We start from the raw sequence: 26030 nt of genomic DNA, 5'->3' as shown, positions 1-26030 counted from the left end.
GAAAAACCAAAATTAAATCCGTAAAATTGCGCATTTCCACACTGATTTAAAAAATCATGCATTCGCTGTGAATATAAGCTAAAACCAATTTATCAGATCATAATTATCATAAAAACGACATATTCACCTCACCCGAAGGTGCAGCGGAGCGCGTCATACCGATGAATACAATTATTAGCTTTATAAACATGATCCTCTGGGATTATGTGCTGATTTACGGATTGCTCGCTGTCGGGATTTATTTCTCGGTTCGGTTGGGCTTCCTTCAGATCTTCCATTTTCCTGAGTTTTTCCGCTCGGTCATGCGTGCGCCAAAGCGCGATGACAGCGGGATTACCCCGTTTCAGGCACTGTGTACCAGCCTCGCCTCACGCGTCGGCACCGGCAATATTGCCGGTGTGGCAGTCGCGCTTTATCTCGGTGGCGCCGGCGCAATTTTCTGGATGTGGATCGTCGCTTTTGTCGGCATGGCCACAGCCTATTCCGAAAGCACGCTGGCACAGCTTTATAAAACCCGCGATAATGACGGCCAGTTTCGCGGCGGCCCTGCCTTCTATATTTCCAAAGGTCTGAAAGCCCCGTGGGCAGCGGCGATTTTTTCCGTCTGTCTGATTATCGCATTCGGCCTTGTTTTTAACGCCGTACAGGCCAATGCCATTGCCGATGCGATGAACGGCTCTTTCGGCTTCTCTAAAGTTCTGGTCGGCCTCGTCATTGCAGCTTTGGCCGGTATTGTCATTTTCGGCGGTATCCGTCAGATCGCCCGCGTGGCTGAACTGGTTGTGCCATTTATGGCGGCAATTTATCTGGGCGTTGCCGTCTATGTGCTGCTTGCCAATATTACTGAAGTTCCTGCATTATTTGCCCTGATTGTTAAAAGCGCTTTCGGCATTGAAGCAGCGGCAGGCGGCATCACCGGCGCTCTGATGAATGGTGTGAAACGCGGGCTGTTCTCCAATGAAGCCGGTATGGGTTCTGCGCCGAATATTGCGGCTTCCGCCACACCAAATCCGCACCACCCTTCCTCGCAGGGTTTTGTGCAGGCGCTGGGCGTTTTCATTGATACAATTCTGATCTGCTCGGCAACCGCGATTATGATCCTGTTGTCGCATAAGCTGGTTCCGGGCTCCGGCCTCACCGGCACGCTGCTGACACAGGAAGCCATGACCGCACATATCGGCTGGTTCGGTAGCTACTTTATCAGTATTGCGATCTTCTTCTTCGCCTTCACCTCGATCATCGGTAATTACGCTTATGCGGAAAATGCCATGATTTATCTGGGTGCGGGCAGACATCTCTGGCTCACATTGTTGCGTTGTTCCACATTGCTGATGGTGGTCTGGGGTGCCTATGAAAGCATCCTCACCGTGTTCAATGCTGCCGATGCAGCCATGGGTCTGATGGCAACCATCAACCTGATCGCCATTGCGCTGCTCTCCGGCACGGTTGTCAAAGTGACCAAGGATTATTTCGATCAGCAGAAGCTTGGCACACCGCATTTCACGCTCAAGGATTATCCGGAGCTGAAGGGCAAAGTGGACGGCGAAATCTGGAAATAACCACCAAACTAAAACAGGCCGCTTCAGAAATGAAGCGGCCTGTTTTGTATCAATATAACTATATTATGCAGCCTGTTCTTTTTCAGCACGTTTCTTAGCAAACAATCCGAGACGTTGCTGCAATTTCTCCGCACCGGAAGCGAAATGCGCTGCATGTTTGAAGACAGGCACCTGCGCTTCAAAATGGCAGGCGACCTGCTGGCCGGTTCCTAAATCCTTCAATTCAGGCACCTGCTGTTTGCACAAATCCTGCGCCAGCGGGCAACGGGTGTGAAAGCGGCAACCGGAAGGCGGATTGAGTGGGCTTGGCACATCGCCGCCCAGCACGTTCCACGAGCCACGCGAAGCCGGATCAGGCTGTGGCGCGGCAGACAACAAAGCCTGCGTATAGGGATGGCGCGGATTATTATAGAGCTGATGCTTGTCGGCAATCTCCACCACCTGCCCCAGATACATCACCGCCACACGGTCAGCCATGTGTTTGACCACCGGCAATCCATGCGAAATAAACAGGTAGGACAGTCCCATTTCTTTCTGCAAATCTTTAAGCAGATTGACGACCTGCGCCTGAATGGACACGTCAAGCGCCGACACAGGCTCATCACAGACGATCAGTTTCGGCGACAGGGAAAGCGCACGGGCAATACCGATACGCTGGCGCTGCCCGCCGGAAAACTCATGCGGATAGCGCGCGGCATGGTAAGGCGCCAGATCAACACGGCGCAGCAGTTCAATCACCCTTTCGCGGCGTGAAGCATCGGTGCCAACACCATGCACCAGCATCGGCTCGGCAATCAGTTCACCCACAGTCATACGCGGATTGAGACTGGCATAGGGGTCCTGAAACACCACCTGCATTTTACGGCGCAGATCACGCAGTTTAGTGCCGCTGGCATTGGTGACATCTTCACCCTCAAACAGCACCCGACCGGCGGTCGGCTCCAGCAGACGCAGCGCCAGACGCGCAGTCGTAGACTTACCACAACCGCTTTCGCCCACAATTGCCAGTGTCTCACCCGGCATCAGCTTGAAAGAAACTTCGTCCACAGCACGGACTGTGCCGACCACTTTTTGCCGGATCAGACCTTTTTTAACAGGGAAATGTTTGGAAATGCCCTGCAGCTCCAGAAGGGGTTGTGTCATACGAAATCCTCCACCGGTGCTTTATGGCAGGCAACAAGATGATTGCTTTGGAGTTCATGCAGAGCAGGCAGGCTCACAGTGCATTCCTCATCAGAAAACGGACAGCGCGGATTGAACCGGCAGCCGGATGGCAGACGAAACGGTGGCGGCACGACACCGCTGATTGCCACCAACCGGTCAACATCCTCATCCATTCGCGGCATCGAGCCCATCAGACCAATGGTATAGGGATGCTGCGGGTCTTTGAAAATCGCATTGACGGAAGCGCGTTCTGCCACCTTACCGGCATACATGACCGCCACATCATCCGCGACCTGCGCAACCACACCCAGATCATGGGTGATGAGGATGATTGCCATATTGGTTTCCTGCTGCAACTCACGCAGAAGATTGAGAATCTGCGCCTGAATGGTCACATCCAGCGCCGTTGTCGGCTCATCAGCGATCAGCAAAACCGGTTTGCAAACCAGCGCCATCGCAATCATCACACGCTGGCGCATACCACCGGAGAGCTGGTGCGGATATTCATCAAAACGGCGCTCCGGTGCAGGGATACGCACTTTGCGCAGTGCTTCAATCGCCTCCTCGCGCATTTCCTTGTAAGGTTTTTTATGATGCGCCTGCAGTGCTTCAACCAGCTGATAGCCGATTGTATGTACCGGATTGAGCGAAGTCATCGGCTCCTGAAAGATCATCGCTATGCGGTTACCGCGCAGCCTGCGCATCTCATCAGCCGACAGTTTTAAAAGATCCTGCCCTTCAAAAATCACTTCACCGCCGGCATTCTTGCCAGGTGGCGGCACCAGCCCCATGACAGACAGCGACAGCATGGATTTACCGCAGCCGCTCTCCCCCACAATACCCAGTGTCTTGCCGCGCTCGACTTTCAGCGAAATACCGTCCACCGCACGGATAACACCGTTCGGGGTTTTAAACTCCGTGACGAGATTGCGGATTTCGAGTACCGGTTCTGTCATATAGTCATCTCCAAGCCGGTCATATTTCCATATGACCGGAATATTGCTTTGGCCAGTTTAAATCAGGCCGGAAAATGAATGCGGGGCGTAAGCAGTAACAGGGCGTTTCGCCCAGTCTTCCTGCGGTGCCCGTTGAACTGTGCGTTGCTGTGCGGCGTGAAGGTCTTCGGCAGCCTGCTCAAAATCAATCGTCAGGCATTGGCCTTTCTCGACCACCTTCTCTCCGCCGACATAGACCGTATCCACGGCACGCTCGGCTGCGGCATAGATCATGCTGCGGATCGGATCATAGCCCGGCCGCATCATCGGATGCGCGAGATTGACCAGCACCAGATCGGCATTGCAGCCGGCTTCCAGACGCCCGATATCATCACGCCCGAGCAGATCGGCACCGCCTACCGTTGCTGCGGTGAAAATCTCGCCGGAAGTAACAGTGCGCGGGTTCTCAGCCATCATTCGCGCCACGTAACCGACATGGCGCATCTCTTCGAGCATATTATGCGGATAGGTATCAGTGCCAATGCCAAGGCGCACACCGGCACGCAGGTAACGACCAAAATCACGCATGGCTATGCCACGGCGCATGAAAACGGTCGGGCAATGGGCTACTGCTGTGCGTGTTTCCACCAGCAGATCAAGATCGCGGCGCGTATGCCAGCTGTTGCGCGGATAATCATCGAGGAATATCCCGTGACTGACAATGCTGGTCTCGCCCAATACATTAAGCTGCTCCAGCCATTGCACAGGCGAAACGCCGTGACGGCGGGTAATCTCATGAAATTCTACGGTCGATTGTGCGGCATGGATCTGCCACGGAATCTTGCGCCGCTGCGCTTCCGCATAGCTCTCTTTAATCAGGCCTTCGCTGCAGGTGTCGATCTGTGCCGGACACAACATCGAGAACAGACGGCCGGACGGATGCGCCTCTGCGGCATCCACCATTTCCAATGCCTGTACCATGGCTTTTTCGCCAACGGCCTCGTCCCATTCATATTCAACCACATGGCCGTTTTTGGTGTACCAGCGCGCGGTGCGGAACATTGGTGTAATGCAAACACGCAGACCGCTCTGCCCTGCCAGATCGATCCATGACGGATGCGCAACGGAGAGATCGGCCAGTGTTGTGACGCCGGATTTCAGCAGTTCCGCATAGGCAACTTTCCACGCAGCCTCTGCACCCTCCGCATCCGGACGGATGATCGGCATAAATTCATAAAGCGCGGAATTATACAGACCCGGAGAACCGAGTTCATCGAGAATGCTCTTGTTCAGCGGCTCGCTTGCAGGATGGGAATGAATATTGACCAGACCCGGCATGACCATAAAGCCACGGCCGTCCTGCTCTGCATCAGCAGCACCGGTATAGCCTTTACCAACAAAAGTCAGCTTACCGTTTTCAAAAGCAACATCGGCATTTTTTACATAGATATGGCTTTGGCTGTCCTTATCCCATGCAACGACAATATCCGCGTTTCTGATGACTGTTACACTCACCGCATCACTCCCCTGCGCCTGAAATCCCGATTTGAGATTGCGGCACTGCCTCCTCGCAGTGCCGCAACCTGTGTTTTTAGCGTTTCAGAGAAATATCCAGACCTTTATAAATACCGGCACCATAGATACCGTGCGCCTTGGCACCTTCCACACGATCACCGGAAATCAGCCACATCGGCTCGGACGACAGTGTGACCCAAACATTGGCCTCGGTCAGGTTACGCTGCAGAGTTGCCAGCGCTTCGTGGCGTTCTTCCTTACTGGTGGTGGTTGCCGCCTTACGGATCAGCTCATCCGTTGCCGGATCTTTCCAGTTCATGCGGTTTGGTGTCGGTGCCTGACGGCTCGGGAAGTAGAGACCAATCGCTTCAAGCGCAGTCAGCGCCGGATAGTTCATATAGAACGCATCAAATTCCTGCGTTGCCATCTTGCCCCAGCCGACAGTTGCATCCCAGAGCTGGATTTTCATGTCGATACCGATCTTGCGCAGATCAGCCTGCATGGCTTCACTCACAGTCGGGTTGGTTGCATTGCGCAAACCATAAACAAGGAAAGTGGCTTTCTGGCCGTCTTTTTCACGGATGCCGTCGCCACCCATTTTCCAGCCGGCTTCATCCAGCATTTTATTGGCTGCATCCTGATCGAAAGCAGGCATCAGTTTTGCGGATTCAGGATCGAAATCAATAATCGCCGGATTAACGAGCGACTTCATTTCCTTACCATGACCGAAATACACCGCCTGAGTGATTGCCGCTTTATTGGTCGCCATATTCACGGCTTTACGGATTATCGGATCGGACACCACAGGCTTGTCGATCTTGAAGCCCATGAACATGTCGTAGATGTAGTTTTCCTGTTTGGAAACATTAATGCCCGGCATGCTTTCCATCGTGGTCAGCGCAATCGGCGGCATGTAATAGGTCATGTCTGCCTGACGTGCCTGAATAGCGGCCATCAGCGTATTGGCTTCAGGGATCACGCGCCAGACGATTTCATCAACTTGCGGGCTTGGATTTTTATAGAATGACGGTCCCCATGTGTAATTCGGGTTTTTCTTGAGCTTCAGTTCCTGACGCGGCTGCCAGCTGACCCAGCAATAAGGGCCGGTACCATTAAAACCCTGCACACCGAAATTCTCACCGAGCTTCTCTACGGTTGCTTTGTCCACAATGGTCGAGAACGGCATGGTCAGCTGCGGCAGAAGATCGGAATACGGCTCTTCCAGCTCATAGATTACGGTGTAATCGTCTTTAGCGGTTACACTCTTGACCTTACCGCCACGGAAGGCAGTCGGTGAGCGTTTTTCCGGGTTTTGCCAGCGCTCAATCGTATAGACCACATCGGCAGCGGTCATCGGGCGACCGTCGCAGAATTTCACATCCTTACGCAGGTTGAAGGTGTAAGTCTTACCGTCTTCAGAAACCGACCATGCTTCCGCAAGACCCGGCTTGACGGTTTTCATGTCAAAATCGAGCGAGACCAGCGTGTCGCCCAGCATGGCCATCACTTCAACCATAGCGGTTGCGGTGGAGCGGATCGGATCATAATTATCCGCATCGATCACGCGCAGGATCGACAATGGCGCCTTGGTCTGGGCATAGGCTGCACCGGACAAAACGGCACTGGCAGCAACACCGGCGACGAGAGTGGCAGTCAGATATTTTCTCATTTTAGTCCTCCTGATGAGGCGCCCACTGTTCTGTGCAGTGATCCGCCGCCAAAAATGATTATTTACGTAATTTCGGATCGAGCGCGTCACGCAGGGAATCCCCCAGCACGTTAAACGCCAGAACGATAATGAAGATCACCAGACTTGGCAGAACCGAGACATGCGGTGCGAAGAACAGGAAGTTACGCCCTTCCGATGCCATGGCACCGAGTTCCGCTGTCGGCGGCTGTGCGCCAAGGCCGATGAAGGAAAGCGCCGCACCGAGCAGGATCACCTGTCCGAAACGAAGCGTTACAAACACGAAGATTGATGACAGGCAGTTCGGCAGCACATATTTGAAAATGATGCGGCTGTCGGACATGCCGAGCGAATGCGCGCTTTCAATATAATCCTGCTGCAACACCACAATCGCACCACCGCGCACAACACGCGCCATCAAAGGCACCGTCGCAATCGATAATGCAATAATAACGGCTGTGAGACCCGGACCAAAGATTGCGGCAATTGCCAAGCCGAACAAAATGGCCGGAAAGGACAGCAACACATCCATGAAGCGCATCAGCACGCCGCTCCAGCGGGTGTAATAAGCAGCCACAAAGCCGATAATCCCGCCGACGACACAACCGAAGAACACCGAGACAAAGCCCATGAACAGAGTAGTGCGGATGCCATAGAGCAGACGTGTTACCATGCCGCGCCCCTGTCCGTCAGTGCCGAGCAGATAGCCTGCTTCACCGATCGGCTTCAGCATCATGCCGAGATTACCGCCATAAGGGTCTTCCGGTGCCAGCCACGGGGCGAACAGACCGCAAAACAGGGTCAGTGCCACAAGGGTCAGAGCAATGACCGAGCCGGTATCGGAGAGCAGCATACGCAATACGCTGACACGCTTGAAAGCGATTTCCTGCTCTGCCGGTTGCGCTGCATCAGCCACAGTAGTTTTTGCAAGACTGGTCATCATGCACCTCTCACACGCGGATCGAGCACAGCGTAGAGAATATCAACGCCCAGATTGACGAGAATAAAGCCGAGAGACATGACGATAATCGTGCCCTGCGCCATTGGCAGATCGCTGGACAAAATCGCACCGACTGCCAGACGGCCAATGCCCGGCCATGAGAACACGGTCTCAACCACCACAGCACCGCCGAGCAGGAAGCCGATCTGCAAACCGATCAGTGTCACCACCGGCACCAGTGCATTGCGCAACGCATGACGGGTAACAACCTTACGCTCTTTCAGACCTTTAGCGCGTGCTGTGCGGATATGATCCGCACCCAGCACATCCAGTACGGATGTACGGGTCATACGGGCAACAGGGCCGACAAACACACCGCCGAGCGTAATCGCAGGCAGAATGATGCTGGTGAAGCCTTCCCATGTCCATAACGGCCCGAGACGACCGGTAAATGGCAAGATCGGATATTTAAAGCCGAACAGCCAGACCAGTACCAGACCTAGAAAGAATACAGGGATCGACACACCGGCAACCGACACAGCCATGATCGAGCGATCCAGCAATGAGCCGCGATAATAGGCACCGACTGTGCCGAGCAGAATGCCCAGAGGAATTGCCCAGATCAGGGAAGCAACCATCAGCTCCAGTGTCGGGCCGATTGTGGCACCGAGTTCCTGCGAGACCGGCACATTGTTGATGATGGAAACGCCAAGATCGCCCTGCATCAGGCGGCCTATATAATAGAAGAACTGTTTCCACAAAGGCTGATCGAGGCCGAGATCGCGACGGATGGCTTCAACCAGTTCCTGTGTCGCGGTGGGTCCTGCGCGCACCTGTGCCGGATCAGTCGGCACCACCTGCATCAGCAAAAAGCCGAGCAGCAGCACACCGAACATGACCGGTAAAGCGAGAAGCAGACGTTGTAACGTGTGCCGAAGCATGAAATTGCCTTTCTCTGGCTGCCGGTTCAAGGCGCGCTAACGCGCCCCGAACCTGAACAGTTACACCTGCCGCTCGAAAACGACTTTGCCATCCAGCACGGTCATATCGCAGACCACATCACTGCGGATTTCTTCCACGTCACAGGTGAAAATATCCTTCGACAACACAGCAATATCCGCCGCCATGCCTGCCACCAGACGTCCGGTTTCATTCTCAGCAAATTGCGTATAGGCACCGAAATGCGTGTAAGCGTGGATCGCCTCTTCCCGTGTCAGGCACTGGTCACCGCCGATCACCGAACCGACCTTGGTCTTACGGGTGACGAGCGTGTAGATATTCTGGAACGGATTGGTTGAAGTAACCGGCGCATCGGAAGACGCAGCCGGATGCAGACCGGCATCCACCCATTTGCGCATCGGATAGGATGCATGGGCGCGCTTTTCACCCAGATTGGCGACATAAAGATCACCGAACTCATAGATGAACATCGGCTGCGGTACCGGATCAATACCGGCTTTGGCCATCCGCTCAATCTGCCCGTCGCTCAGGAAGCCGCAATGTTCAATACGGTGACGACGGGTTTTAATCGGATGTTCCGCGCTATCGGCATTCTCAATACCGGACAGCACCTGTTCAATCGCCGCATCGCCAATCGCGTGAATGGCCAGCTGATAGCCAAGTTCATGATAATGCTTGAGGGACTTGTGCATTTCCGCATCCGAATAGCAGAAAATACCAAAATTATTCGGATCGCCTGCCACATATGGCTCACTCATAGCAGCCGTCAGGCCACCGGCACTGCCATCCGAGAACACTTTCATTGCACCGTAGCGCAAATTGCCTGTCTGGCGCTTGGCACGGAAACCCTGTGCATGCGCCTGATCGCCGATACCGTCATGATTGCCATAGATGCAGACCCATGTGCGGATTGGCAACTCACCGGCGGAAGCCAGTTCTTCATAGGCATGGAGTTCTTCCATACCATAGCCCATGCCGACAGCAGCATCCATCACAGAGGTGAAACCCTGAGAGAGCATGAAACCGGCTGCGCGTGTAATCGCGGCTTTCAACTCATCACGGCTCAGTGGCGGGATTTTATCCGTGACCACGCGCATACCGGATTCTGCCAGCAGGCCGGACAATTTGCCGTTGCGCTTTTCAATCAGACCACCGGACGGACTTGGCGTGTCATGGGTAATATTTGCCAGACGCATGGCTGCGCTGTTGGCGATACCAACGTGACCGCATGTACGGGTGATATAAACCGGATGATCGGGCGCAATCGTATCCAGTTCCTCAATGGTCGGATGGCGCTGTTCACTCAGTTCAAAATGATCATAGCCGCCGCCACGGATCCATTCACCCGCCGGTTTCACAGCCACTTCCTGCGCAATACGTTTGAAAATCTCTTCGAGACTGCGCACGCCTGATTCAGGGCGCAGATTGATCTCGTTCATACCTATGCCAAGCATAAGAAGATGCATATGGGCATCATTGAGCCCCGGCACCGCAACACGTCCGCCCAGATCGACACGTCGTGTCTTTTCACCGGTCAGTGCTTCAATCTCAGCTGTAGTACCGGTTGCCAGAACCTTACCGTCAGCAATTGCAAGCGCCTCAACAAAACCTTCATTAAGGCCGCAAAAAATCCGCCCGCCCGCAAGGACGAGATCTGCATATTCCATACTCTGTCTATCTCCCAGCACCCTGCCTTCAAGGAAGACAAGACATAATTCAGCGAGCCCTACCGATATGAAGATCGGGAAGGTTAATGATTGAGCTGAGGAAAAGCCTCACTCATACGAGATCCGGTGGCTTTTTTATTCCCCTGTACTGTTCGGTTACTCCCGGGCTTTTGACCGGTCAGTCCGTCAGCAGTTATTTTTGTTTGTTAAGAACATGCTTGCAAAAAACTGGTACCAAAGCAAGAGCCCGCGCCGCAAATGTTGACAATTTACCAGACGAAAATTGCATAAATTGATAGCAATTTTGCATAATGAAAAACATCGGCAACGTAACTATCAATGCCAAATTGGTACTGTTTTCTGTGATTTTACCTGCACAAACAGCTCTGTAGAGATGAGAATCATTCCAGACTGGAGCGATCCAAGCCCCTGCTGTACTTTGCAGTACCGTTAAAACCGGCGCCTGAACGGCCACCGGTACCGCCTCAGCGACAATCAGCCCCACCCTACGCAGCAAGACGCAACGCACCTGTTCCGGCTGAATTTTCAAAGCTTAAACGACAATTCCCCGATCCGGTTCAGAACTGAAAAATCTAAATAATTCCTACATTTATTTCAGAAATTTCTGTAAATACAGCAACAAAGATATAAGAATTTATCAAGCAACTATATGATATTTATAGAAAATTCTACATATCACATTGTCATAATTAAATTATTTCGCAAACAACAAAACCCGAAGCCATTATCTCCGTCAATATGCTGCGAATTAGCGGAAAATCACGCAAAAAACGCTTCATTTATACATGCCCTGTCACCGGCCGTACTTGATTTAAATCAATGACTAAATTTTTCCGTCGCATATAATACCCGCTATATTGCTCGAATTGCAGGCATTTCTGTAATTTGCGGGCAAGATAAGTTGCGCGCGCGAGGGGATTTTTCATGAATTACGCTGCGGGAATTGTAATCTCCGGGCTCGGTGCTTTTTTAGCACTGCTGGCCGCGGGGTTTACGCATGATCCATTATTCAGAAGCCATATGTGGGTTCTGTTTTTCACTCTTGTGATTTTTACAGTCTTACTGCTGCGTAATGCAGATTACAGTCTGAAGCCTGTGAAGGAAGATCAGTCCGTTTATATGGACGGTCCGATCCGTTACGGTGTCATTGCCACAGTATTCTGGGGTGTTATCGGCTTCCTCGTTGGTGTTTTCATTGCTGCGCAGCTCGCATTCCCTGATTTGAATCTGGGACCATGGCTAAATTTTGGCCGTGTCCGCCCTCTTCACACATCAGCTGTTATTTTTGCCTTCTGCGGTAACGCCCTGATCGCCACTTCTTTCTATGTGGTGCAGCGTACCTGCCGTGCGCGCCTTTTCGGCGGCGATCTGGCATGGTTCGTTTTCTGGGGCTACAACCTGTTCATCGTCATGGCAGGCACCGGCTATCTGCTCGGCATCACCCAGTCGCGTGAATATGCTGAACCGGAATGGTATGTCGATCTCTGGCTGACCATTGTCTGGGTTGTTTATCTCGTGATCTTCATGGGCACGCTGATGAAGCGTAAAGAACCGCACATTTATGTGGCCAACTGGTTCTACCTCTCCTTCATCATCACCATTGCCATGCTGCATGTGATCAACAATCTGGCAATTCCTGTCTCTTTCCTTGGCGTGAAAAGCTATTCGGCTTTCTCCGGCGTACAGGATGCGGTGACCCAGTGGTGGTACGGCCATAATGCCGTGGCCTTCTTCCTGACCGTGCCGTTCCTCGCAATGATGTATTATTTCGTGCCAAAACAGGTCAATCGTCCGGTCTATTCCTACCGTCTGTCGATTGTGCACTTCTGGTCGATCATCTTCCTCTATATCTGGGCCGGTCCTCACCACCTGCATTATACAGCGCTGCCTGACTGGGCACAGACACTCGGCATGGTCTTCTCCATCGTTCTGTGGATGCCGTCCTGGGGTGGTATGATCAACGGTCTGATGACGCTTTCCGGTGCATGGGATAAAATCCGTACTGATCCGGTTGTCCGTCTGATGGTTGCTGCTATTGCCTTCTACGGTATGGCGACCTTCGAAGGCCCGCTGATGTCGGTTAAAGCCGTTAACTCGCTGTCGCACTATACAGACTGGACCATCGGTCACGTTCATGCGGGTGCGCTCGGCTGGAATGGTATGATCACTTTTGCGGCTGTGTACTTCCTTGTACCGCGTCTGTGGAACCGTGAACGTCTCTATTCTGTACGTATGGTCAACTGGCACTTCTGGCTGGCTACACTTGGTATCGTGCTCTATGCCGCTTCCATGTGGGTTGCCGGTATCCAGCAGGGTCTGATGTGGCGCGAATATGACGATCAGGGCTTCCTGGTTTACTCCTTCGCCGAAACAGTACTCGCAATGTTCCCTTACTATGTCATCCGTACACTTGGCGGCACGATGTATCTGGCGGGCGGACTTGTGATGGCCTGGAACGTCTACAAGACCATCAAGGGCGATCTGAGAGAGGAGGCCGCAATTCCGGGCTCGACACCAATCTCAGATACCAATACCGGCCCGTATTTGAAACCGGCAGAATAAGGAGCAGGTGAGTTATGTCTATTCTCAAAAAACACTCGCTGATTGAAAAAAACGCTACTTTACTGCTGATCGGTTCGCTGGTTGTGGTCACTGTCGGCGGTATAGTGGAAATTGCCCCGCTGTTTTACCTGCAAAACACCATTGAGAAAGTAGAGGGCATGCGCCCCTACTCTCCTCTGGAGCTGGCAGGCCGTGACATCTATATCCGCGAAGGCTGCTATACCTGCCATTCGCAGATGATCCGTCCGTTCCGTGATGAAGTGGAGCGCTACGGCCATTACAGCCTTGCAGCTGAAAGCATGTATGACCATTCGTTCCAGTGGGGCTCGAAGCGTACAGGGCCTGATCTTGCCCGTGTCGGCGGCCGCTACTCGAATGAATGGCATGTTCAGCATCTGATTGAGCCGCGCGATGTGGTGCCTGAATCGGTTATGCCGAGCTACGCATTCCTGATGAACACGCCGCTGAATATGTCCGGCATTACCGGCAATCTGAAAGCCAATATTGCTGTCGGCGTGCCTTATAATCAGGAAATGGTCGACAATGCATTGGCGGATATGAAAGCGCAGGCTGATCCGGAAGCCGATACAGAGGCTCTGCTTGCCCGCTACCCTAAAGCCAAGACCGGCGATTTCGATGGCAATCCGAAGGTTGTCAGCGAGATGGATGCGCTTGTTGCCTATCTGCAGATGCTGGGTACTCTGGTTGATTTCTCAACTTACGACCAGTCACCGAAGTCGCGTTAAGGAGGTTCATCATGGATTATACAACCATGCGCCACTTTGCCGACAGCTGGGGGCTGTTAGGCATGTTCCTCTTCTTCCTCTTTGTTGTCTTCTTCGCCTTCCGTCCAGGCAGCAAACAGGCTGCCGATGCTGCGAAAGCCATTCCGTTCAAGGACGAAAACAATGACTGATAAGCAAATTGACGATGTAACAGGCGTTGAAACAACCGGCCACGAATGGGACGGCATCAAGGAACTTGATAATCCGATGCCACGCTGGTGGCTCTATGCCTATTATGCAACCATTGTCTGGGCGATTGCCTATACTGTTGCCTATCCGGCATGGCCGCTCATCAACGGCGCTACTTCCGGTCTTCTGGAATGGTCGAGCCGTGGTGATTTCTGGAAAGAAAACACCAAAATTCAGGGTGAACGTCAGGATATTCTGGCAGCTATTAAAGAAAAATCCGTTCAGGAAATTATAGCTGATCCGCAGCTCAACCAGTTTGCAATTGCAGGCGGTGCAGCGGCATTCCGTGTGAACTGTGTTCAGTGTCACGGCTCCGGTGCGCAGGGCGCGCCAGGCTATCCGAACCTGAATGATGATGACTGGCTGTGGGGCGGTTCTATTGATGAAATCCTGCAGACTGTACGCCACGGCGTGCGTTCCAAGGATGACGAAGAAACACGCATCTCCGAAATGCCTGCCTATGGCGACATTCTTGAGCCACAGCAAATCCGTGATGTGGCGGCCTATGTCACCAGCCTGACATCGACACCGCATGATGCAAGTCTGATACCGGCAGGCAAACAGGTTTTTGCTGAAAACTGCGCTGCCTGCCACGGCGAAAATGCCAAGGGCAACAAGGAATTCGGTGCGCCAAATCTGACCGATGCGATCTGGTTCTACGGTTCCGGCGAAGCGGAAATTGCCAAACAGGTGAGAAATCCCAAGCATGGTGTAATGCCTGCATGGGAAGGCCGTCTGGGCGACACAACGGTGAAGCAGCTGGCAATCTATGTCCACTCTCTGGGTGGCGGTGAGTAAAAACGCCCTGTTTCAAGTCATGGCCGGCCGGTGTAAAATATTAATGTAAAATATTCCGGCCGGTGCTCAAAAAATCAGCAAGCCCCGCAGATATAATCTGAAAAACGGGGCTCTGATGAAACATTAGAAACTCAGTGCGGATTTCTGTACCGATAACCGGAACCCGCTCTGAGTGATTTGAGTGCAGTTTTATAAGACCATTTCAGTTCTCAGACTGCCCTTAAGCATTCCGCGCTCAAATGCCCTCAATGAGCGCAGTGTTAATGCGATGAAATAAAGAATCTAGAGCAAGCGCCATACTTCAATCTGAACGCAAACAGCTCTAGCCCCCGGAGTGTACCATGTCAGATGTTGGTGAATTTGAACGTATCGATGCGCAGGCGGTGAATTCGTCTGAGAAACGCGGCTCTCTGTATGCCGCGCGTGTCAAGGTTTTCCCGAAGCGAGCGAGTGGTGATTTCCGCCGTTTCAAGTGGATTATCATGTTCATCACACTCGGCATTTACTATCTCACGCCTTGGCTGCGCTGGGATCGCGGGCCTTACGCCCCCGATCAGGCGGTGCTGATTGATATTGCACATCGCCGTTTCTACTTCTTCTTCATCGAAATCTGGCCGCAGGAATTCTACTATGTAGCCGGTATGCTGATTATGGCCGGTATCGGCCTGTTCCTTGTCACCAGTGTCGCGGGACGCGCATGGTGCGGCTATACCTGCCCGCAGACCGTATGGGTTGATCTGTTTCTGGTCGTTGAGCGCGCCGTTGAAGGCGACCGCAATGCCCGTATCAAGCTCGACAAATCCCCGATGACGGCCAATAAGCTTGTAAAACGCGTCACCAAACATACAATCTGGCTGGCTATCGCCGTTATGACCGGCGGTGCATGGATTTTCTATTTCGCAGATGCACCAACACTGCTGATGGAATTTGTGACCGGTCAGGCCGCTATGGTCGCCTATATCACTGTCGCCATTCTGACCGCCACCACCTATGTTTTCGGCGGGCTGATGCGTGAGCAGGTCTGCACCTATATGTGCCCTTGGCCGCGTATTCAGGCAGCCATGCTCGATGAAAACTCACTCACAGTGACCTATAATGACTGGCGCGGTGAGCCACGTACCCGTAATTCCAAAAAAGCCATTGCTGCCGGTGAGAGTGTCGGCGATTGCGTGGATTGTAATGCCTGTGTGGCCGTCTGCCCGATGGGGATTGATATCCGCGACGGTCAGCAGCTGGAATGTATCACCTGTGCGTTGTGTATTGATGCCTGTAACTCGGTTATGGACAAAATCGGCAAGCCGCGCGGCCTGATCTCCTATTCCACGCTGTCCGACTATGATGCCAATATGGCGCTGGCGACCAATAACGGCACAACACCGATTGAACCGACACGGATTTATGAAGCTAAAAACACCTTTAATGACAAGGTGCAGCAGCTGAAAATGTCCAAGATTTTCCGCCCGCGCAGCCTGTTCTATTTCTCGATCTGGGCACTGATCGGTGTGGCACTGATTACAACTTTGCTGATGCGCGAACGGATCGGCATCAATGTGCTGCAGGATCGTAACCCGCAATATGTGTTGCTGTCCGATGGTTCCATCCGCAACGGTTATACGGTCAAATTGCTGAACATGGTCAATGAACCACGCCAGTTTGAGCTGATTATTGACGGCCTGTCACAGGCAGAAGTGCATGTGGCCGATCAGGCAACAGACGGTTCCGGCCGCCATATTTTCAACGCCGAACCGGATCGTCTGAAAACCCTGAAAGTGTTCGTTGTCCTGCCTAAGACCGCAGTCCCTCCGGGCAGCACACCATTCACCATGACAGTCCGTGATGTTAACGGAACCGAGTCAGCAACGTATAAAGCCACTTTCATTGCCCCTGAAAAGCGCTGATAACGGAGAAACGTGATGATCAAGCAGAATACGTCTTCCCCTGCCCCTCAGGGACGCGAATTTACCGGCTGGCACATGCTTGCGATTATGATCGCTTTCTTCGGGGTGATTATTATCGTGAATGTTATCATGGCCACATCGGCAATCCGCAGCTGGTCCGGCCTTGTTGTTCAGAACTCCTATGTTGCCAGTCAGGAATTTAATGAAAAATCCCAGCTCGGCAAAGAACATGCCGCGCTCAACTGGAAACAAAATCTGGATTATAAAGACGGTATTGTCAGCTATAGCCTGACCGATGCCAATGGTGCTCCGGTCAAGGCGCTTGGAGCAACGGCTGTTTTCCGCAGGCCGGTGAATGAAAAAGAAGACCAGATCCTGAATCTGATGCCTGCTGGCAATAATATTCTGACCGCAGAAGCCGCTCTGAAAGACGGAAACTGGGTGGTTGAAATCAACACCTATGCCGGACTTGATCTGCCATACCGTCAGGTCAACCGTGTGAATATTACCAGTGGTAAATTCACCATCACCGCAGACAACCAGCCGGCACAAGGATCAGCGCAATGAGTTGCTGTGGTTCCGGCATTCAGTTTTCCGCTGCGGATTATCGTCCGGAAGAATTACTGCTGGCGAGCCGCACACTCGGCGATGGTCAGCGCCAGCTTGACCTGTCTGTTCCCTCAGTTCATTGCGGATTGTGCATTCAGACTGTTGAAACTGCGCTGAATGCTTTGCCTGAAGTCAGTTATGCGCGTGTCAATCTTTCGTCCAAACGGGTATCTGTCCGCTGGAAAGACGGGATTGAACCGCCGCATGTGATTGATGCTTTGCAAAAAGCCGGATATCCCGCTCATATTTTCGAGCTGGGTGATGATAAAGATCCGCAGCTTTCCCGCCTGCTGATTGCGCTGGCTGTGGCCGGTTTTGCCTCGATGAATATCATGTTGTTTTCCGTGTCGGTCTGGTCCGGTGCGGATGCCGCAACGCGTGATATGTTCCATTGGCTTTCCGGCCTGATTGCACTGCCGACTTTGGTTTATTCAGGCCGTATTTTCTATATGTCTGCATGGAATGCGCTGAAACACGGCCGCAGCAATATGGATGTGCCGATTTCGCTGGCGATCACCCTTGCTTTTGTGATGAGTGTTTATGAAACGCTCAATTCCGGCCAGCATGCTTATTTTGATGCCTCGGCGACATTGCTGTTTTTCCTGCTGATCGGCCGCACGCTGGATCATGTGATGCGCGAACGCGCCCGCTCTGCAGTGAAAGGTTTAAGCCAGCTGGCGGCACGCGGTGCCGTAGTGATCGGCGATGACAACCAGCATAGCTTCATGCCGATTGCCGATATCCGCCCGTCTATGCGCATCATTCTGGCCGTTGGTGAACGTGTGCCGGTCGATGCTGTTGTTGAGAGCGGCCGTTCTGATCTCGATTGTTCGATTGCTACCGGTGAAAGTGTGCCGGTTCCGGTGACACAAGGATCAAAAATCCGTGCAGGCACCATGAACCTGGCCGCGCCACTGACGATTAAAGCCACCGCCTCTGCTGATAGTTCTTTCCTCGCGGAAATGGTGCGCCTGATGGATGCCGCAGAAGGTGGCCGTGCCCGTTACCGCCAGCTCGCAGATCGTGCTTCCGCACTTTATGTGCCGCTTGTCCACACCACTGCATTTCTGGCTTTCGTCGTCTGGCTTTATCTGAGCGGCGATTGGTACAAATCCACCTATGTCGCGATCACCACGCTGATTATTACCTGCCCTTGTGCATTGGCTCTGGCCGTGCCGATTGTACAGGTTGTGGCCGCACGCCGCCTGTTTGAAAACGGCATCATGGTCAAAGACGGCTCGGCTATGGAACGTATGGCTGAAATTGACAGTGTGATGTTTGACAAGACAGGCACACTGACACTCGGACAGCCGCAGCTCATGGAGCGCGGCAGTCTCGATCAGAATGCGCTGGAACTGGCTGCAGAACTCGCACTCTATTCGCGTCACCCGCTGTCGCGTGCGCTGACAGCATTCACCAATCCGGCAAAAAACATCCGTTTTGATCTGATTGAAGAAGTAAGCGGTGCCGGTATCGAAGCCCGTATGGGGCAGGATATTTATCGTCTTGGTCGCCGTGACTGGGCAGTTGAAGATGTTTCACAGGACAATGCCAGCACCGGCACAGAAACCGTGCTGAGCCGCAATGGTACTTTGCTCGAAGCCTTCCGTTTTGAAGACAGCCCGCGTGATGATGCTGCACGCTCTGTTCAGGCGCTGAAAGACGAAAAACTCAGCGTGGAAATTCTCTCCGGTGACAAAGAAAAGACGGTCAGCGCCCTCGCCCGTCAGCTTGGTATTGAGAAATATCGTGCGGAAATTCTGCCCGCCCATAAATCAGAACTGGTGACCGAGCGTACCAATGAAGGCCACAAAGTGCTGATGGTTGGTGACGGGCTGAATGATGCGCCTGCGCTGATGTCTGCCTATGTGTCGATGGCACCGGCAACGGCGGCAGATATTGGCCGTAATGCTGCGGATTTCGTCTTCCTGCATGACAGTCTGACAGCGGTGCCGCTGGCAGTGGCGATCTCCCGTGAGGCAGGCAAACTGATCCGTCAGAACTTTGCATTATCACTGATCTATAATATTATTGCCGTGCCCATTGCGCTGTTCGGCTATGTCACGCCTTTGATTGCAGCGCTCTCCATGTCGCTGTCTTCGATCCTCGTGGTCAGCAACGCCCTTCGCCTGAAAGCAGGTAAAAAACAAGGCCAGAAAACAGCCTCTCCTTTAAGCCTGCTGAAGCGACAAAAGGCCTGAGATTATGAATATATTGATTTTCCTCATACCCATTGCCCTGTTTTTGGGCGGCATGTGGCTCGCAGCATTTTTATGGTCACTGAAAAGCGGACAATATGAGGATATGGACGGAGCTGCCAACCGGATTTTCCTGCCGGATGACGATGATAAACCAGCACCGGAAAAACCATAAAGATCAGGGCAGTTTCGTTTTCCCGAAACTGCCCTGAATTGTTTTCAAGATGTGATTAGTACAGGTTCAGCTGCGGCAGGTATTCAGCTGGCTGGTAAAAGCCTCACCCGCCGAGGCCACATCACCGGAATTATCAATCACCCAGACCGGCACATCCCCGGCTTCAACCGGTTCCTGACGCTGCAAGCGCAGCGCTATGGATTCCGGTGTTTCGCGCCCGCGCGATGCAAGACGTTGCGCCAGCACTTCCGGGCTTGCGGTAATATGGGCAATCGCCACACGCGGGAAACGCGCAGCCAATTGCGGCAGAACTTTGCGGGAGAGATTGGCAATCACCACGCCGCCATTTTCAATCACCTGCTCCACCGAGGCAGGCAGACCATAATAGAGGCCATGTGCCTGCCAGTGCATGCAGAATTCTGACCGCTCAACCGCTTCCAGAAATGCCGTTTCCGTCAGTGTATCATGATCTTCCGTATTGCCGTGGGCATCGCGGGTCACGACGCGGCGCACAAAATGATAGCTGCCATCCTGCGGCAGGCGTGTGCGTGCATAGTCGATGATTGTGTCTTTGCCCGCACCGCTCGGCCCCACAACGGCAACAAAAATACCGGTCATTCCATTCATTCCGTCACTCAATATTGCAACCGCACTCAGAGTACGCGCTGCCCTTCCCGCCATACTGAACGTACCACCGGTATCGCATTCTGCATATGAACGCGAACCATATCAGCCCGCTTGCCCGATGCAAGTGTTCCGCGGTCAGTAAAACCGACAGCTTTAGCCGGATTGCGGGTAACCAGATTGATCGCCTGCGGCAGCGTATAGCCATCAACCAGTTGCGGCAGTGTATAAACTGCCTGCACAAGGCTGAAAGGAATATAATCGGACGACAGAATATCGAGATGACCGGCGGAAGCGAGATCACGCGCCGAGACATTACCGGAATGGGATGAACCGCGCACGATATTCGGTGCGCCCATCAGCACAGCCATACCGGCTTCTTTCGAGGCTTTGGCAGCTTCCAGCGTTGTCGGGAATTCGGCCACATGAATACCCTGCTCAATCGCTTCATCCACATGGGCAAGTGTCGCATCATCATGGCTGGCAAGCGAAACACCCTTGGCCTGACAACGGGCAGCAATTTCCTTGCGGAAACGGTCTGCATGAGCCACAGATTCCGCCACGCGGCGATCACAAAACGCATCAAACTCGGCCTGCGTCATCTTCTGCTTGCCCATATAGTAGGTCTTATAGGCTTCAAGGCTGGCAAACTGGCGCTGTCCCGGAGCGTGATCCATGAGGGAGGCAATCTTCACCTGAGGATTGTGCTCAAACAATTCAAACGCATCGAGGCAATTCGGCGAAGACACTTCGCAGCGCAAATGCAGATAGTGGTCTGCGCGCAGACGGCCATTGTTCTGACCATCAGCAATGGCATCGGCAAGCAGCACCATATCGTCGGAATTAATATCGGTATCACCGTCGAGGCCAACACGCAGGGCATCAAATACTGTGGTGATGCCGGAAGCAGCAATCTGTGCATCATGCGCCATCAGTGCCGCATCTGCATTCCAGCGCACTTTCGGGCGTGGTGCATAATGGTGTTCAAGATGATCGGTATGCAGCTCAACAACACCCGGCATCAGATAATCGCCGCCGAAATCTTCACCGCTAATGCCGTTTCCAGAGCTGATATCAGCGATTTTTCCGTCACGGATCTGGATTGTACCGGTGATAACTTCATCCTCAAGGATGATGCGGGCATTTTTAAAAACGATATCGGAAGGGCGCGTGTCGCGTGTCATCGGAATTATGCTTTCCTACAAGAAATAACCATGCTGCATGATCGGATCACGCAGCATGGCTGTGGCCTACAGGAGTTTTGTGACAATCAGACAACGCTGATTTGAAGTTTTTGTCTCATTTCTGTGAGACGCGGCGATCACCGGTTAAACGTGAGCGCAGCGCATTGGAAATGGCATCGAATACAAATACCACGATCAGAATGAGAATCACCATATAGGCAACGTTTGCCCAATTGGAGTTGGTGCGCATGGCTTCCCAAAGCTTCAGACCGATACCGCCGGCACCAACAGCACCGATAATCGTTGCCGAACGGGTATTGGACTCCCAGAAATACAGCATCTGACTGAGGAAGACCGGCATCACCTGCGGAATAACACCGTAGCGCTGCACATTCGCCGGTGAGGCACCAACTGACTTCACACCCTCACGCTGCTTATCGTCGATATTTTCCAGCGTTTCCGAATAGAGTTTACCCAGCGTACCGGTATCGGTGAAGAAGATCGCTGAAATACCTGCCAGCGGCCCTGGTCCGAAAGCACGGGTGAAGAACAGCGCCCAGATAAACATATCCACCGAGCGCAGGAAGTCGAACAGGCGCTTGGTAATCTGATTGGCGAAGAAGTTCGGCGTAATATTACGCGCGGCGATGAAGGCCAGCGGCAGAGCAAGCATACCGGCAAACAGTGTGCCGACAAAAGCCATGACAATGGTCTGCAACATCTTTGTCCAGACATCGCCATGCTGCCATTCAGCATTATTCCAGATATTGTCAAAAGCCAGCGACAGATTGGATATTTCCGGCTTGATACGTTCACCGGAGACAATCATCGACGTGACTTCACCGACAGATTTACCCCAGAAAGGTGAATTGGTATCGAACACAAAATTCGGCCAGCCAAGGAACCGGCGGTTAATGGTAATACGCTCCGGCATGATCCGAACCGAACCGGAAAAACCGAAATCGACCTGCACTTCATCATTTTTCAGCAATGCCCATGACGGCAACGGCTTATCATCCGCAAGGCGGGCAGCATCGGCATCAATACGCACATTCAGCACTTCGCCGCCATTCTCCACGACAACAGTATTGCCGCTGAGATGCAGCGCTTCAGAGCTGCCGAAAATCACACTGGTACGGCCATTGGCCTGCTGCACCCATTCCGGATCAGGATTTTTGCCCAGCACCGAAAAGCGCGGATAGGTTACTTTTGCCTCATCGCCATTGATGCGAATGGTCGGGCGCACTTCATAGGAATACCACTGACGGGCAGTAATTCCGGCGCGATCCCACTGGCCTTCCGACAGCACTGTACCAATGGCAAAGAACCACCAGCTATAGGCCATATAGAGCACAATGCCCAAGCCGATCAGCGGCAATGTATAGCGCTTGGAAAACGGGCGGCGAAAGACTTGCGGATAGCGGTTTTCGTAATCAGCAATCTGAGCGGCGTTTAAAGTCAAAGCTGTCATTTTTTACGCTCCGAACTGAAAGGCCTGAGCGCCGACAAGACGGCCGCGCAGCCATGCAGAGGTCTGATCCACCGCAATGATTGTAACGAGCAACAGAAACACAATCGCCAGTGTTTTTGCCTGATGGCCATGACCGATCGACAGGCGCAATGCCTCACCGATACCGCCGCCGCCAACCGCACCGATAATGGTGGATGCACGGACATTGATCTCGAAACGCAGGAAAGCATAGGACATGAAGTTCGGCATGACTTGCGGCACAATGCCGAAGCCGACACGCTCAAACCAGTTGGCACCGACTGCACGCAGACCTTCCTCGGCCTTCATATCGGCATTCTCAACCACTTCGAAAAACAGCTTACCCAGCGCGCCGATGGTATGAATACCAACAGCAAAAATCGCAGGAATTGGCCCCAGCGAGAGAATGGCGGCAAAGAAACCGGCAATCACAATTTCAGGAAAAGCACGCAGAATTTCCATGTAGCGGCGCACAAAGAAACGCAGCGCACGGCTGGTTGTCAGGTTTTTAGCCGCAAGGAAGCACAGTATGAAACCAAAGAAAAAGCCGATCAAAGTTGCCATCATGGCAATATTGAGCGTCTCCAGCATCTTGTAGAAATATTCGGGAATATAAAAACCGCTGCCGAACAGATAGACGCGGCCTGCCTCATAATCATATTTCTGGCTACCGTCGAAATAAGGTGACGGCAGATCAAACAAGGCCCGCCAGACTTCCCAGCCGTCACGCGGCACCATATCACCGACGAAATCGAAGAAATGCGGCAGACGCTCCCAGAATTTACCGGCATTGCTTTCATTGGCGAACCACAAGGATGCGGAAAGCGCCAGAAACAAACCACCGATAATCAGCAGCGTATAGGTACGGCGTCGGGAGGACAGCTCCCGCCAGTGCTGCTCGACCAAAGCGGCTTCACCGGACAGGGATGGCTTAGAAACAGTATGGGTCATCGGGCCCGCCTAGAGCGTATCCCGAAAAGTGTGAGCTGTTTTCGGATAAGATACGCGTAAAAACAAAAAAGACAGAGCATTTCGCAGTCAAATGACTTCATTTGACGCCCGCGATAATGCGACAAAACAAAGAGTTAGAGCGAGCGCAGTGAATAGAGACCAAACGCAACACGTTCTAAAAGAATAAAAAAATGCGGCCAGCATCATTCTTTGACACTGGCCGCAACTTAATCTTACTGACCGATCTGCGACTTACGTGCGTCGATAACCGGCTGGTAGAAATCTTTGTTCACTTCGATATAGGACTTGAAATCGCCGCCCATTGTGGAAGCAAAACACTCAGGATCGGTCTTTGGCAGATCCATCATATAGGTTTTGAACTTGGCTTTCAGATCAGCGTCAATCGCTGTGCGGATAACAATCGGGCCGTTCGGGATCAGCGGGGATTTCCAGACTTCTGTGAAGTCTTTCATATCGATCAGGCCTTTGTCGACCATCTTGCGCAGGTTACCGGATGTGTAACCTTCATCGAAGCTGCCAACGCCGGAACCGAAAGTTGTACCGGCATCAAACTTGCCGTCTTTTACAGCCAGAACCAGATTTTCATGGCCGCCGCCGAAACCGGTTTCGCTGAAATAATCTTTAACCGTCGCGCCATCGAGGTCTTTTGGCAGCGAGGTTACCGGAATGAGATAGCCGGAGGTTGAATCCGGATCGGCAAAACCAAGCTTCTTGCCTTTCATATCAGCAACAGTCTTGATGCCGCTGTCTTTACGGGCAACCATGATCGAATAATAACCGGTCGAACCGTCTGTCTGTTCAGTGGTCAGGATCGGCTCAACCGCATCTTCTTTGGTCAGATAGATTTTGGCATAGCCGGAAGCGCCAAGCTCTGCATAATCCAGCGTGCCACCGAGCAGCCCCTGAATAACACCGTCATAGTCGGCAGCAGGAAACAGTTTAACTTCCTTAACGCCGATTGCCTTTGGCAGCTGGTCAATAATGCACTGGTAATTGCGCAGACGGTCAGCTTCGTTTTCGCCGCCGATAATACCAACGCGGAACACTTCAGGCTTATCTGCCTGCGCTGCGGTTGCGGTTGCCACTGCGGACAGCGCAACGGCGCCGAGCAAAAGCTTCTTGAAGGTCATGAACCATTCTCCTGTTAAACGATTATCGTTTTTGGTTGAAGCAGTTTCAGGAAAAGTGGATGCCGGTTTTCCGTCCGAAACTGCTCAGATGAAGTGTTACTGTGCGTCTGCAACGAGCTTTGCGACCTGTCGTGCCACTTGCGGGCTGACCGGAGCTTCCGGTGCAGGCTGTTCCAATGCTGTAGATGTCACGGCTTCAAAGAAGCTTTCATCATCAGCTTCAGCACCATAAATGCGGCGGACTGCGGCCTGTGTCAGATCAGCAGGCGTTCCGTCGAATACAACGCGTCCGCCCTGCATACCGATAATCCGGTCGCAATAGGTGCGCGCTGTATCCAGCGTATGAAGATTGGTGATAACGGTCAGGCCTTCGCGCTGATTGATATCGCGCAATGCGCTCATCACGACCTGCGCATTGCGCGGGTCAAGCGAGGCAATCGGCTCATCTGCAAGAATGACCTTCGGGCTTTGCATCAGCGCACGGGCAATCGCCACGCGCTGCTGCTGACCACCGGAAAGTGTACCCGCCGGCTGCAAGGCGGTTTTGACAATATCCAGACGCTCAATATTGGCGATAGCCTGCGCACGTTCCTCACGGGAGAAAATGCCCATCAGACTTTTCACAGTAGAACGCTGATTAAGACGCCCAAGCAGCACATTGGTCAGCACATCGAGGCGCGGCACCAGATTGAACTGCTGGAAAATCATTGCGCAATCACTGCGCCAGCGACGCAATTCGGAACCGCGCAGACGCGACACGTCCTGATCTTTGAAAACAATAGAACCATCCGATGTATCAATCAGACGATTAATCATTCGCAACAAAGTGGATTTACCGGCACCGGATGCGCCAATGATCCCCACCATCTGGCCCTGCGGAATTTCCAGATTAACATCTGCAACCGCAGTATTGCCGCCAAAACGACGGGTTACATTTTCAAGCTTCAGCATCAGCGCCCTCTATCAATT

23 protein-coding genes are annotated in these 26030 nt (G+C 52.8%); 9 read left to right on the top strand and 14 right to left on the bottom strand.

Annotated elements, in window-relative coordinates:
- Positions 1 to 161 precede the first annotated feature (161 nt).
- A complete protein-coding gene (locus LDL70_RS01390) occupies positions 162 to 1559 on the top strand; it encodes a sodium:alanine symporter family protein (RefSeq protein WP_075654178.1) in 1398 nt (465 codons plus the stop codon).
- Between the two features lie 63 nt (positions 1560 to 1622).
- Here the strand turns inward: LDL70_RS01390 and LDL70_RS01385 are convergent, their stop codons facing one another.
- The 8 genes from LDL70_RS01385 to LDL70_RS01350 all read right to left on the bottom strand — a co-directional run bounded on the left by LDL70_RS01385 (position 1623) and on the right by LDL70_RS01350 (position 10977).
- Entirely contained in the window at positions 1623 to 2702 is a 1080-nt protein-coding gene (locus tag LDL70_RS01385) for an ABC transporter ATP-binding protein (protein WP_075654177.1), read from the bottom strand.
- Positions 2699 to 3679, bottom strand: coding sequence for an ABC transporter ATP-binding protein (locus LDL70_RS01380; protein WP_225686198.1), 981 nt, complete (start codon positions 3677 to 3679; stop codon positions 2699 to 2701). Before LDL70_RS01380 ends, LDL70_RS01385 begins: the two co-directional genes overlap by 4 nt.
- Positions 3680 to 3736: 57 nt before the next feature.
- Positions 3737 to 5173 (bottom strand): amidohydrolase family protein, encoded by a 1437-nt coding sequence (locus LDL70_RS01375; RefSeq protein WP_225686196.1) that lies wholly within the window; start codon positions 5171 to 5173, stop codon positions 3737 to 3739.
- A 76-nt stretch (positions 5174 to 5249) separates the two neighbouring features.
- Entirely contained in the window at positions 5250 to 6842 is a 1593-nt protein-coding gene (locus LDL70_RS01370) for an ABC transporter substrate-binding protein (protein WP_075654175.1), read from the bottom strand.
- A gap of 58 nt (positions 6843 to 6900) precedes the next feature.
- On the bottom strand, positions 6901 to 7803 hold the full coding sequence (locus tag LDL70_RS01365; RefSeq protein WP_225686187.1) for an ABC transporter permease: 903 nt from the start codon (positions 7801 to 7803) through the stop codon (positions 6901 to 6903).
- A complete protein-coding gene (locus tag LDL70_RS01360; protein ID WP_075654174.1) occupies positions 7800 to 8741 on the bottom strand; it encodes an ABC transporter permease in 942 nt (313 codons plus the stop codon). Before LDL70_RS01360 ends, LDL70_RS01365 begins: the two co-directional genes overlap by 4 nt.
- A gap of 60 nt (positions 8742 to 8801) precedes the next feature.
- The gene (locus LDL70_RS01355) at positions 8802 to 10427 is read right to left on the bottom strand and encodes an amidohydrolase (protein WP_225686185.1); all 1626 of its coding nucleotides are present in this window, start codon (positions 10425 to 10427) and stop codon (positions 8802 to 8804) included.
- 193 nt (positions 10428 to 10620) lie between these two features.
- Positions 10621 to 10977: a hypothetical protein gene (locus LDL70_RS01350; protein WP_225686183.1), complete on the bottom strand. Its 357-nt coding sequence runs from the start codon at positions 10975 to 10977 to the stop codon at positions 10621 to 10623.
- Positions 10978 to 11372: 395 nt separating this feature from the next.
- On the opposite strand from LDL70_RS01350, the gene ccoN reads away from it, so the two are divergent.
- From ccoN to ccoS, 8 genes are all read left to right on the top strand, one after another.
- Positions 11373 to 13010: a cytochrome-c oxidase, cbb3-type subunit I gene (gene ccoN / locus LDL70_RS01345; protein ID WP_022710270.1), complete on the top strand. Its 1638-nt coding sequence runs from the start codon at positions 11373 to 11375 to the stop codon at positions 13008 to 13010.
- Between the two features lie 14 nt (positions 13011 to 13024).
- Complete coding sequence (gene ccoO / locus LDL70_RS01340) at positions 13025 to 13756, top strand: cytochrome-c oxidase, cbb3-type subunit II (RefSeq protein WP_022710271.1); 732 nt, start codon at positions 13025 to 13027, stop codon at positions 13754 to 13756.
- 11 nt (positions 13757 to 13767) lie between these two features.
- Positions 13768 to 13926, top strand: coding sequence for a CcoQ/FixQ family Cbb3-type cytochrome c oxidase assembly chaperone (locus LDL70_RS01335; protein WP_022710272.1), 159 nt, complete (start codon positions 13768 to 13770; stop codon positions 13924 to 13926).
- Positions 13919 to 14782, top strand: coding sequence for a cytochrome-c oxidase, cbb3-type subunit III (gene ccoP / locus LDL70_RS01330; protein ID WP_022710273.1), 864 nt, complete (start codon positions 13919 to 13921; stop codon positions 14780 to 14782). The genes LDL70_RS01335 and ccoP overlap by 8 nt, the downstream gene beginning before the upstream one ends.
- A gap of 341 nt (positions 14783 to 15123) precedes the next feature.
- Positions 15124 to 16680, top strand: coding sequence for a cytochrome c oxidase accessory protein CcoG (gene ccoG / locus LDL70_RS01325; protein WP_022710274.1), 1557 nt, complete (start codon positions 15124 to 15126; stop codon positions 16678 to 16680).
- A 15-nt stretch (positions 16681 to 16695) separates the two neighbouring features.
- A complete protein-coding gene (locus tag LDL70_RS01320) occupies positions 16696 to 17247 on the top strand; it encodes a FixH family protein (protein ID WP_225686181.1) in 552 nt (183 codons plus the stop codon).
- Positions 17244 to 19490, top strand: a complete 2247-nt coding sequence (locus LDL70_RS01315) for a cation-translocating P-type ATPase (RefSeq protein ID WP_225686173.1) — start codon at positions 17244 to 17246, stop codon at positions 19488 to 19490. The genes LDL70_RS01320 and LDL70_RS01315 overlap by 4 nt, the downstream gene beginning before the upstream one ends.
- Positions 19491 to 19494: 4 nt before the next feature.
- Positions 19495 to 19662 (top strand): cbb3-type cytochrome oxidase assembly protein CcoS, encoded by a 168-nt coding sequence (ccoS, locus tag LDL70_RS01310; RefSeq protein ID WP_075654168.1) that lies wholly within the window; start codon positions 19495 to 19497, stop codon positions 19660 to 19662.
- Between the two features lie 66 nt (positions 19663 to 19728).
- Here the strand turns inward: ccoS and phnN are convergent, their stop codons facing one another.
- The 6 genes from phnN to phnC form a co-directional block, all read right to left on the bottom strand.
- Complete coding sequence (gene phnN / locus LDL70_RS01305; protein WP_225686171.1) at positions 19729 to 20280, bottom strand: phosphonate metabolism protein/1,5-bisphosphokinase (PRPP-forming) PhnN; 552 nt, start codon at positions 20278 to 20280, stop codon at positions 19729 to 19731.
- 35 nt (positions 20281 to 20315) lie between these two features.
- A complete protein-coding gene (locus LDL70_RS01300) occupies positions 20316 to 21470 on the bottom strand; it encodes an alpha-D-ribose 1-methylphosphonate 5-triphosphate diphosphatase (RefSeq protein ID WP_225686161.1) in 1155 nt (384 codons plus the stop codon).
- Between the two features lie 115 nt (positions 21471 to 21585).
- Positions 21586 to 22941 carry a phosphonate ABC transporter, permease protein PhnE gene (phnE, locus tag LDL70_RS01295; protein ID WP_225686159.1) on the bottom strand — a complete coding sequence of 452 codons (1356 nt, stop codon included), beginning with the start codon at positions 22939 to 22941 and terminating at the stop codon, positions 21586 to 21588.
- A gap of 3 nt (positions 22942 to 22944) precedes the next feature.
- Positions 22945 to 23910, bottom strand: coding sequence for a phosphonate ABC transporter, permease protein PhnE (gene phnE, locus LDL70_RS01290; RefSeq protein ID WP_221719267.1), 966 nt, complete (start codon positions 23908 to 23910; stop codon positions 22945 to 22947).
- A gap of 233 nt (positions 23911 to 24143) precedes the next feature.
- Entirely contained in the window at positions 24144 to 25061 is a 918-nt protein-coding gene (gene phnD, locus LDL70_RS01285; protein WP_022710281.1) for a phosphonate ABC transporter substrate-binding protein, read from the bottom strand.
- A gap of 96 nt (positions 25062 to 25157) precedes the next feature.
- Complete coding sequence (gene phnC / locus LDL70_RS01280; RefSeq protein ID WP_225686158.1) at positions 25158 to 26012, bottom strand: phosphonate ABC transporter ATP-binding protein; 855 nt, start codon at positions 26010 to 26012, stop codon at positions 25158 to 25160.
- Between the last annotated feature and the right edge of the window lie 18 nt (positions 26013 to 26030).

Origin of the sequence: Pseudochrobactrum sp. XF203 (assembly GCF_020341615.1) — a bacterium.
Lineage (GTDB): Bacteria > Pseudomonadota > Alphaproteobacteria > Rhizobiales > Rhizobiaceae > Pseudochrobactrum > Pseudochrobactrum saccharolyticum.
Note: the sequence above shows the minus strand (reverse complement) of the source record. Positions and strands in the feature narration are given on the sequence as shown.

Excerpts from the sequence above, each read along its gene's own strand:
- LDL70_RS01390 (WP_075654178.1), top strand. The coding sequence starts at position 162 with ATGAATACAATTATTAGCTTTATAAACATGATCCTCTGGGATTATGTG.
- LDL70_RS01385 (WP_075654177.1), bottom strand. The coding sequence starts at position 2,702 with ATGACACAACCCCTTCTGGAGCTGCAGGGCATTTCCAAACATTTCCCT.
- LDL70_RS01380 (WP_225686198.1), bottom strand. The coding sequence starts at position 3,679 with ATGACAGAACCGGTACTCGAAATCCGCAATCTCGTCACGGAGTTTAAA.
- LDL70_RS01370 (WP_075654175.1), bottom strand. The coding sequence starts at position 6,842 with ATGAGAAAATATCTGACTGCCACTCTCGTCGCCGGTGTTGCTGCCAGT.
- LDL70_RS01365 (WP_225686187.1), bottom strand. The coding sequence starts at position 7,803 with ATGATGACCAGTCTTGCAAAAACTACTGTGGCTGATGCAGCGCAACCG.
- LDL70_RS01360 (WP_075654174.1), bottom strand. The coding sequence starts at position 8,741 with ATGCTTCGGCACACGTTACAACGTCTGCTTCTCGCTTTACCGGTCATG.
- LDL70_RS01355 (WP_225686185.1), bottom strand. The coding sequence starts at position 10,427 with ATGGAATATGCAGATCTCGTCCTTGCGGGCGGGCGGATTTTTTGCGGC.
- ccoN (WP_022710270.1), top strand. The coding sequence starts at position 11,373 with ATGAATTACGCTGCGGGAATTGTAATCTCCGGGCTCGGTGCTTTTTTA.
- ccoO (WP_022710271.1), top strand. The coding sequence starts at position 13,025 with ATGTCTATTCTCAAAAAACACTCGCTGATTGAAAAAAACGCTACTTTA.
- LDL70_RS01335 (WP_022710272.1), top strand. The coding sequence starts at position 13,768 with ATGGATTATACAACCATGCGCCACTTTGCCGACAGCTGGGGGCTGTTA.
- ccoP (WP_022710273.1), top strand. The coding sequence starts at position 13,919 with ATGACTGATAAGCAAATTGACGATGTAACAGGCGTTGAAACAACCGGC.
- ccoG (WP_022710274.1), top strand. The coding sequence starts at position 15,124 with ATGTCAGATGTTGGTGAATTTGAACGTATCGATGCGCAGGCGGTGAAT.
- LDL70_RS01320 (WP_225686181.1), top strand. The coding sequence starts at position 16,696 with ATGATCAAGCAGAATACGTCTTCCCCTGCCCCTCAGGGACGCGAATTT.
- LDL70_RS01315 (WP_225686173.1), top strand. The coding sequence starts at position 17,244 with ATGAGTTGCTGTGGTTCCGGCATTCAGTTTTCCGCTGCGGATTATCGT.
- ccoS (WP_075654168.1), top strand. The coding sequence starts at position 19,495 with ATGAATATATTGATTTTCCTCATACCCATTGCCCTGTTTTTGGGCGGC.
- phnN (WP_225686171.1), bottom strand. The coding sequence starts at position 20,280 with ATGACCGGTATTTTTGTTGCCGTTGTGGGGCCGAGCGGTGCGGGCAAA.
- LDL70_RS01300 (WP_225686161.1), bottom strand. The coding sequence starts at position 21,470 with ATGACACGCGACACGCGCCCTTCCGATATCGTTTTTAAAAATGCCCGC.
- phnE (WP_225686159.1), bottom strand. The coding sequence starts at position 22,941 with ATGACAGCTTTGACTTTAAACGCCGCTCAGATTGCTGATTACGAAAAC.
- phnE (WP_221719267.1), bottom strand. The coding sequence starts at position 23,910 with ATGACCCATACTGTTTCTAAGCCATCCCTGTCCGGTGAAGCCGCTTTG.
- phnD (WP_022710281.1), bottom strand. The coding sequence starts at position 25,061 with ATGACCTTCAAGAAGCTTTTGCTCGGCGCCGTTGCGCTGTCCGCAGTG.
- phnC (WP_225686158.1), bottom strand. The coding sequence starts at position 26,012 with ATGCTGAAGCTTGAAAATGTAACCCGTCGTTTTGGCGGCAATACTGCG.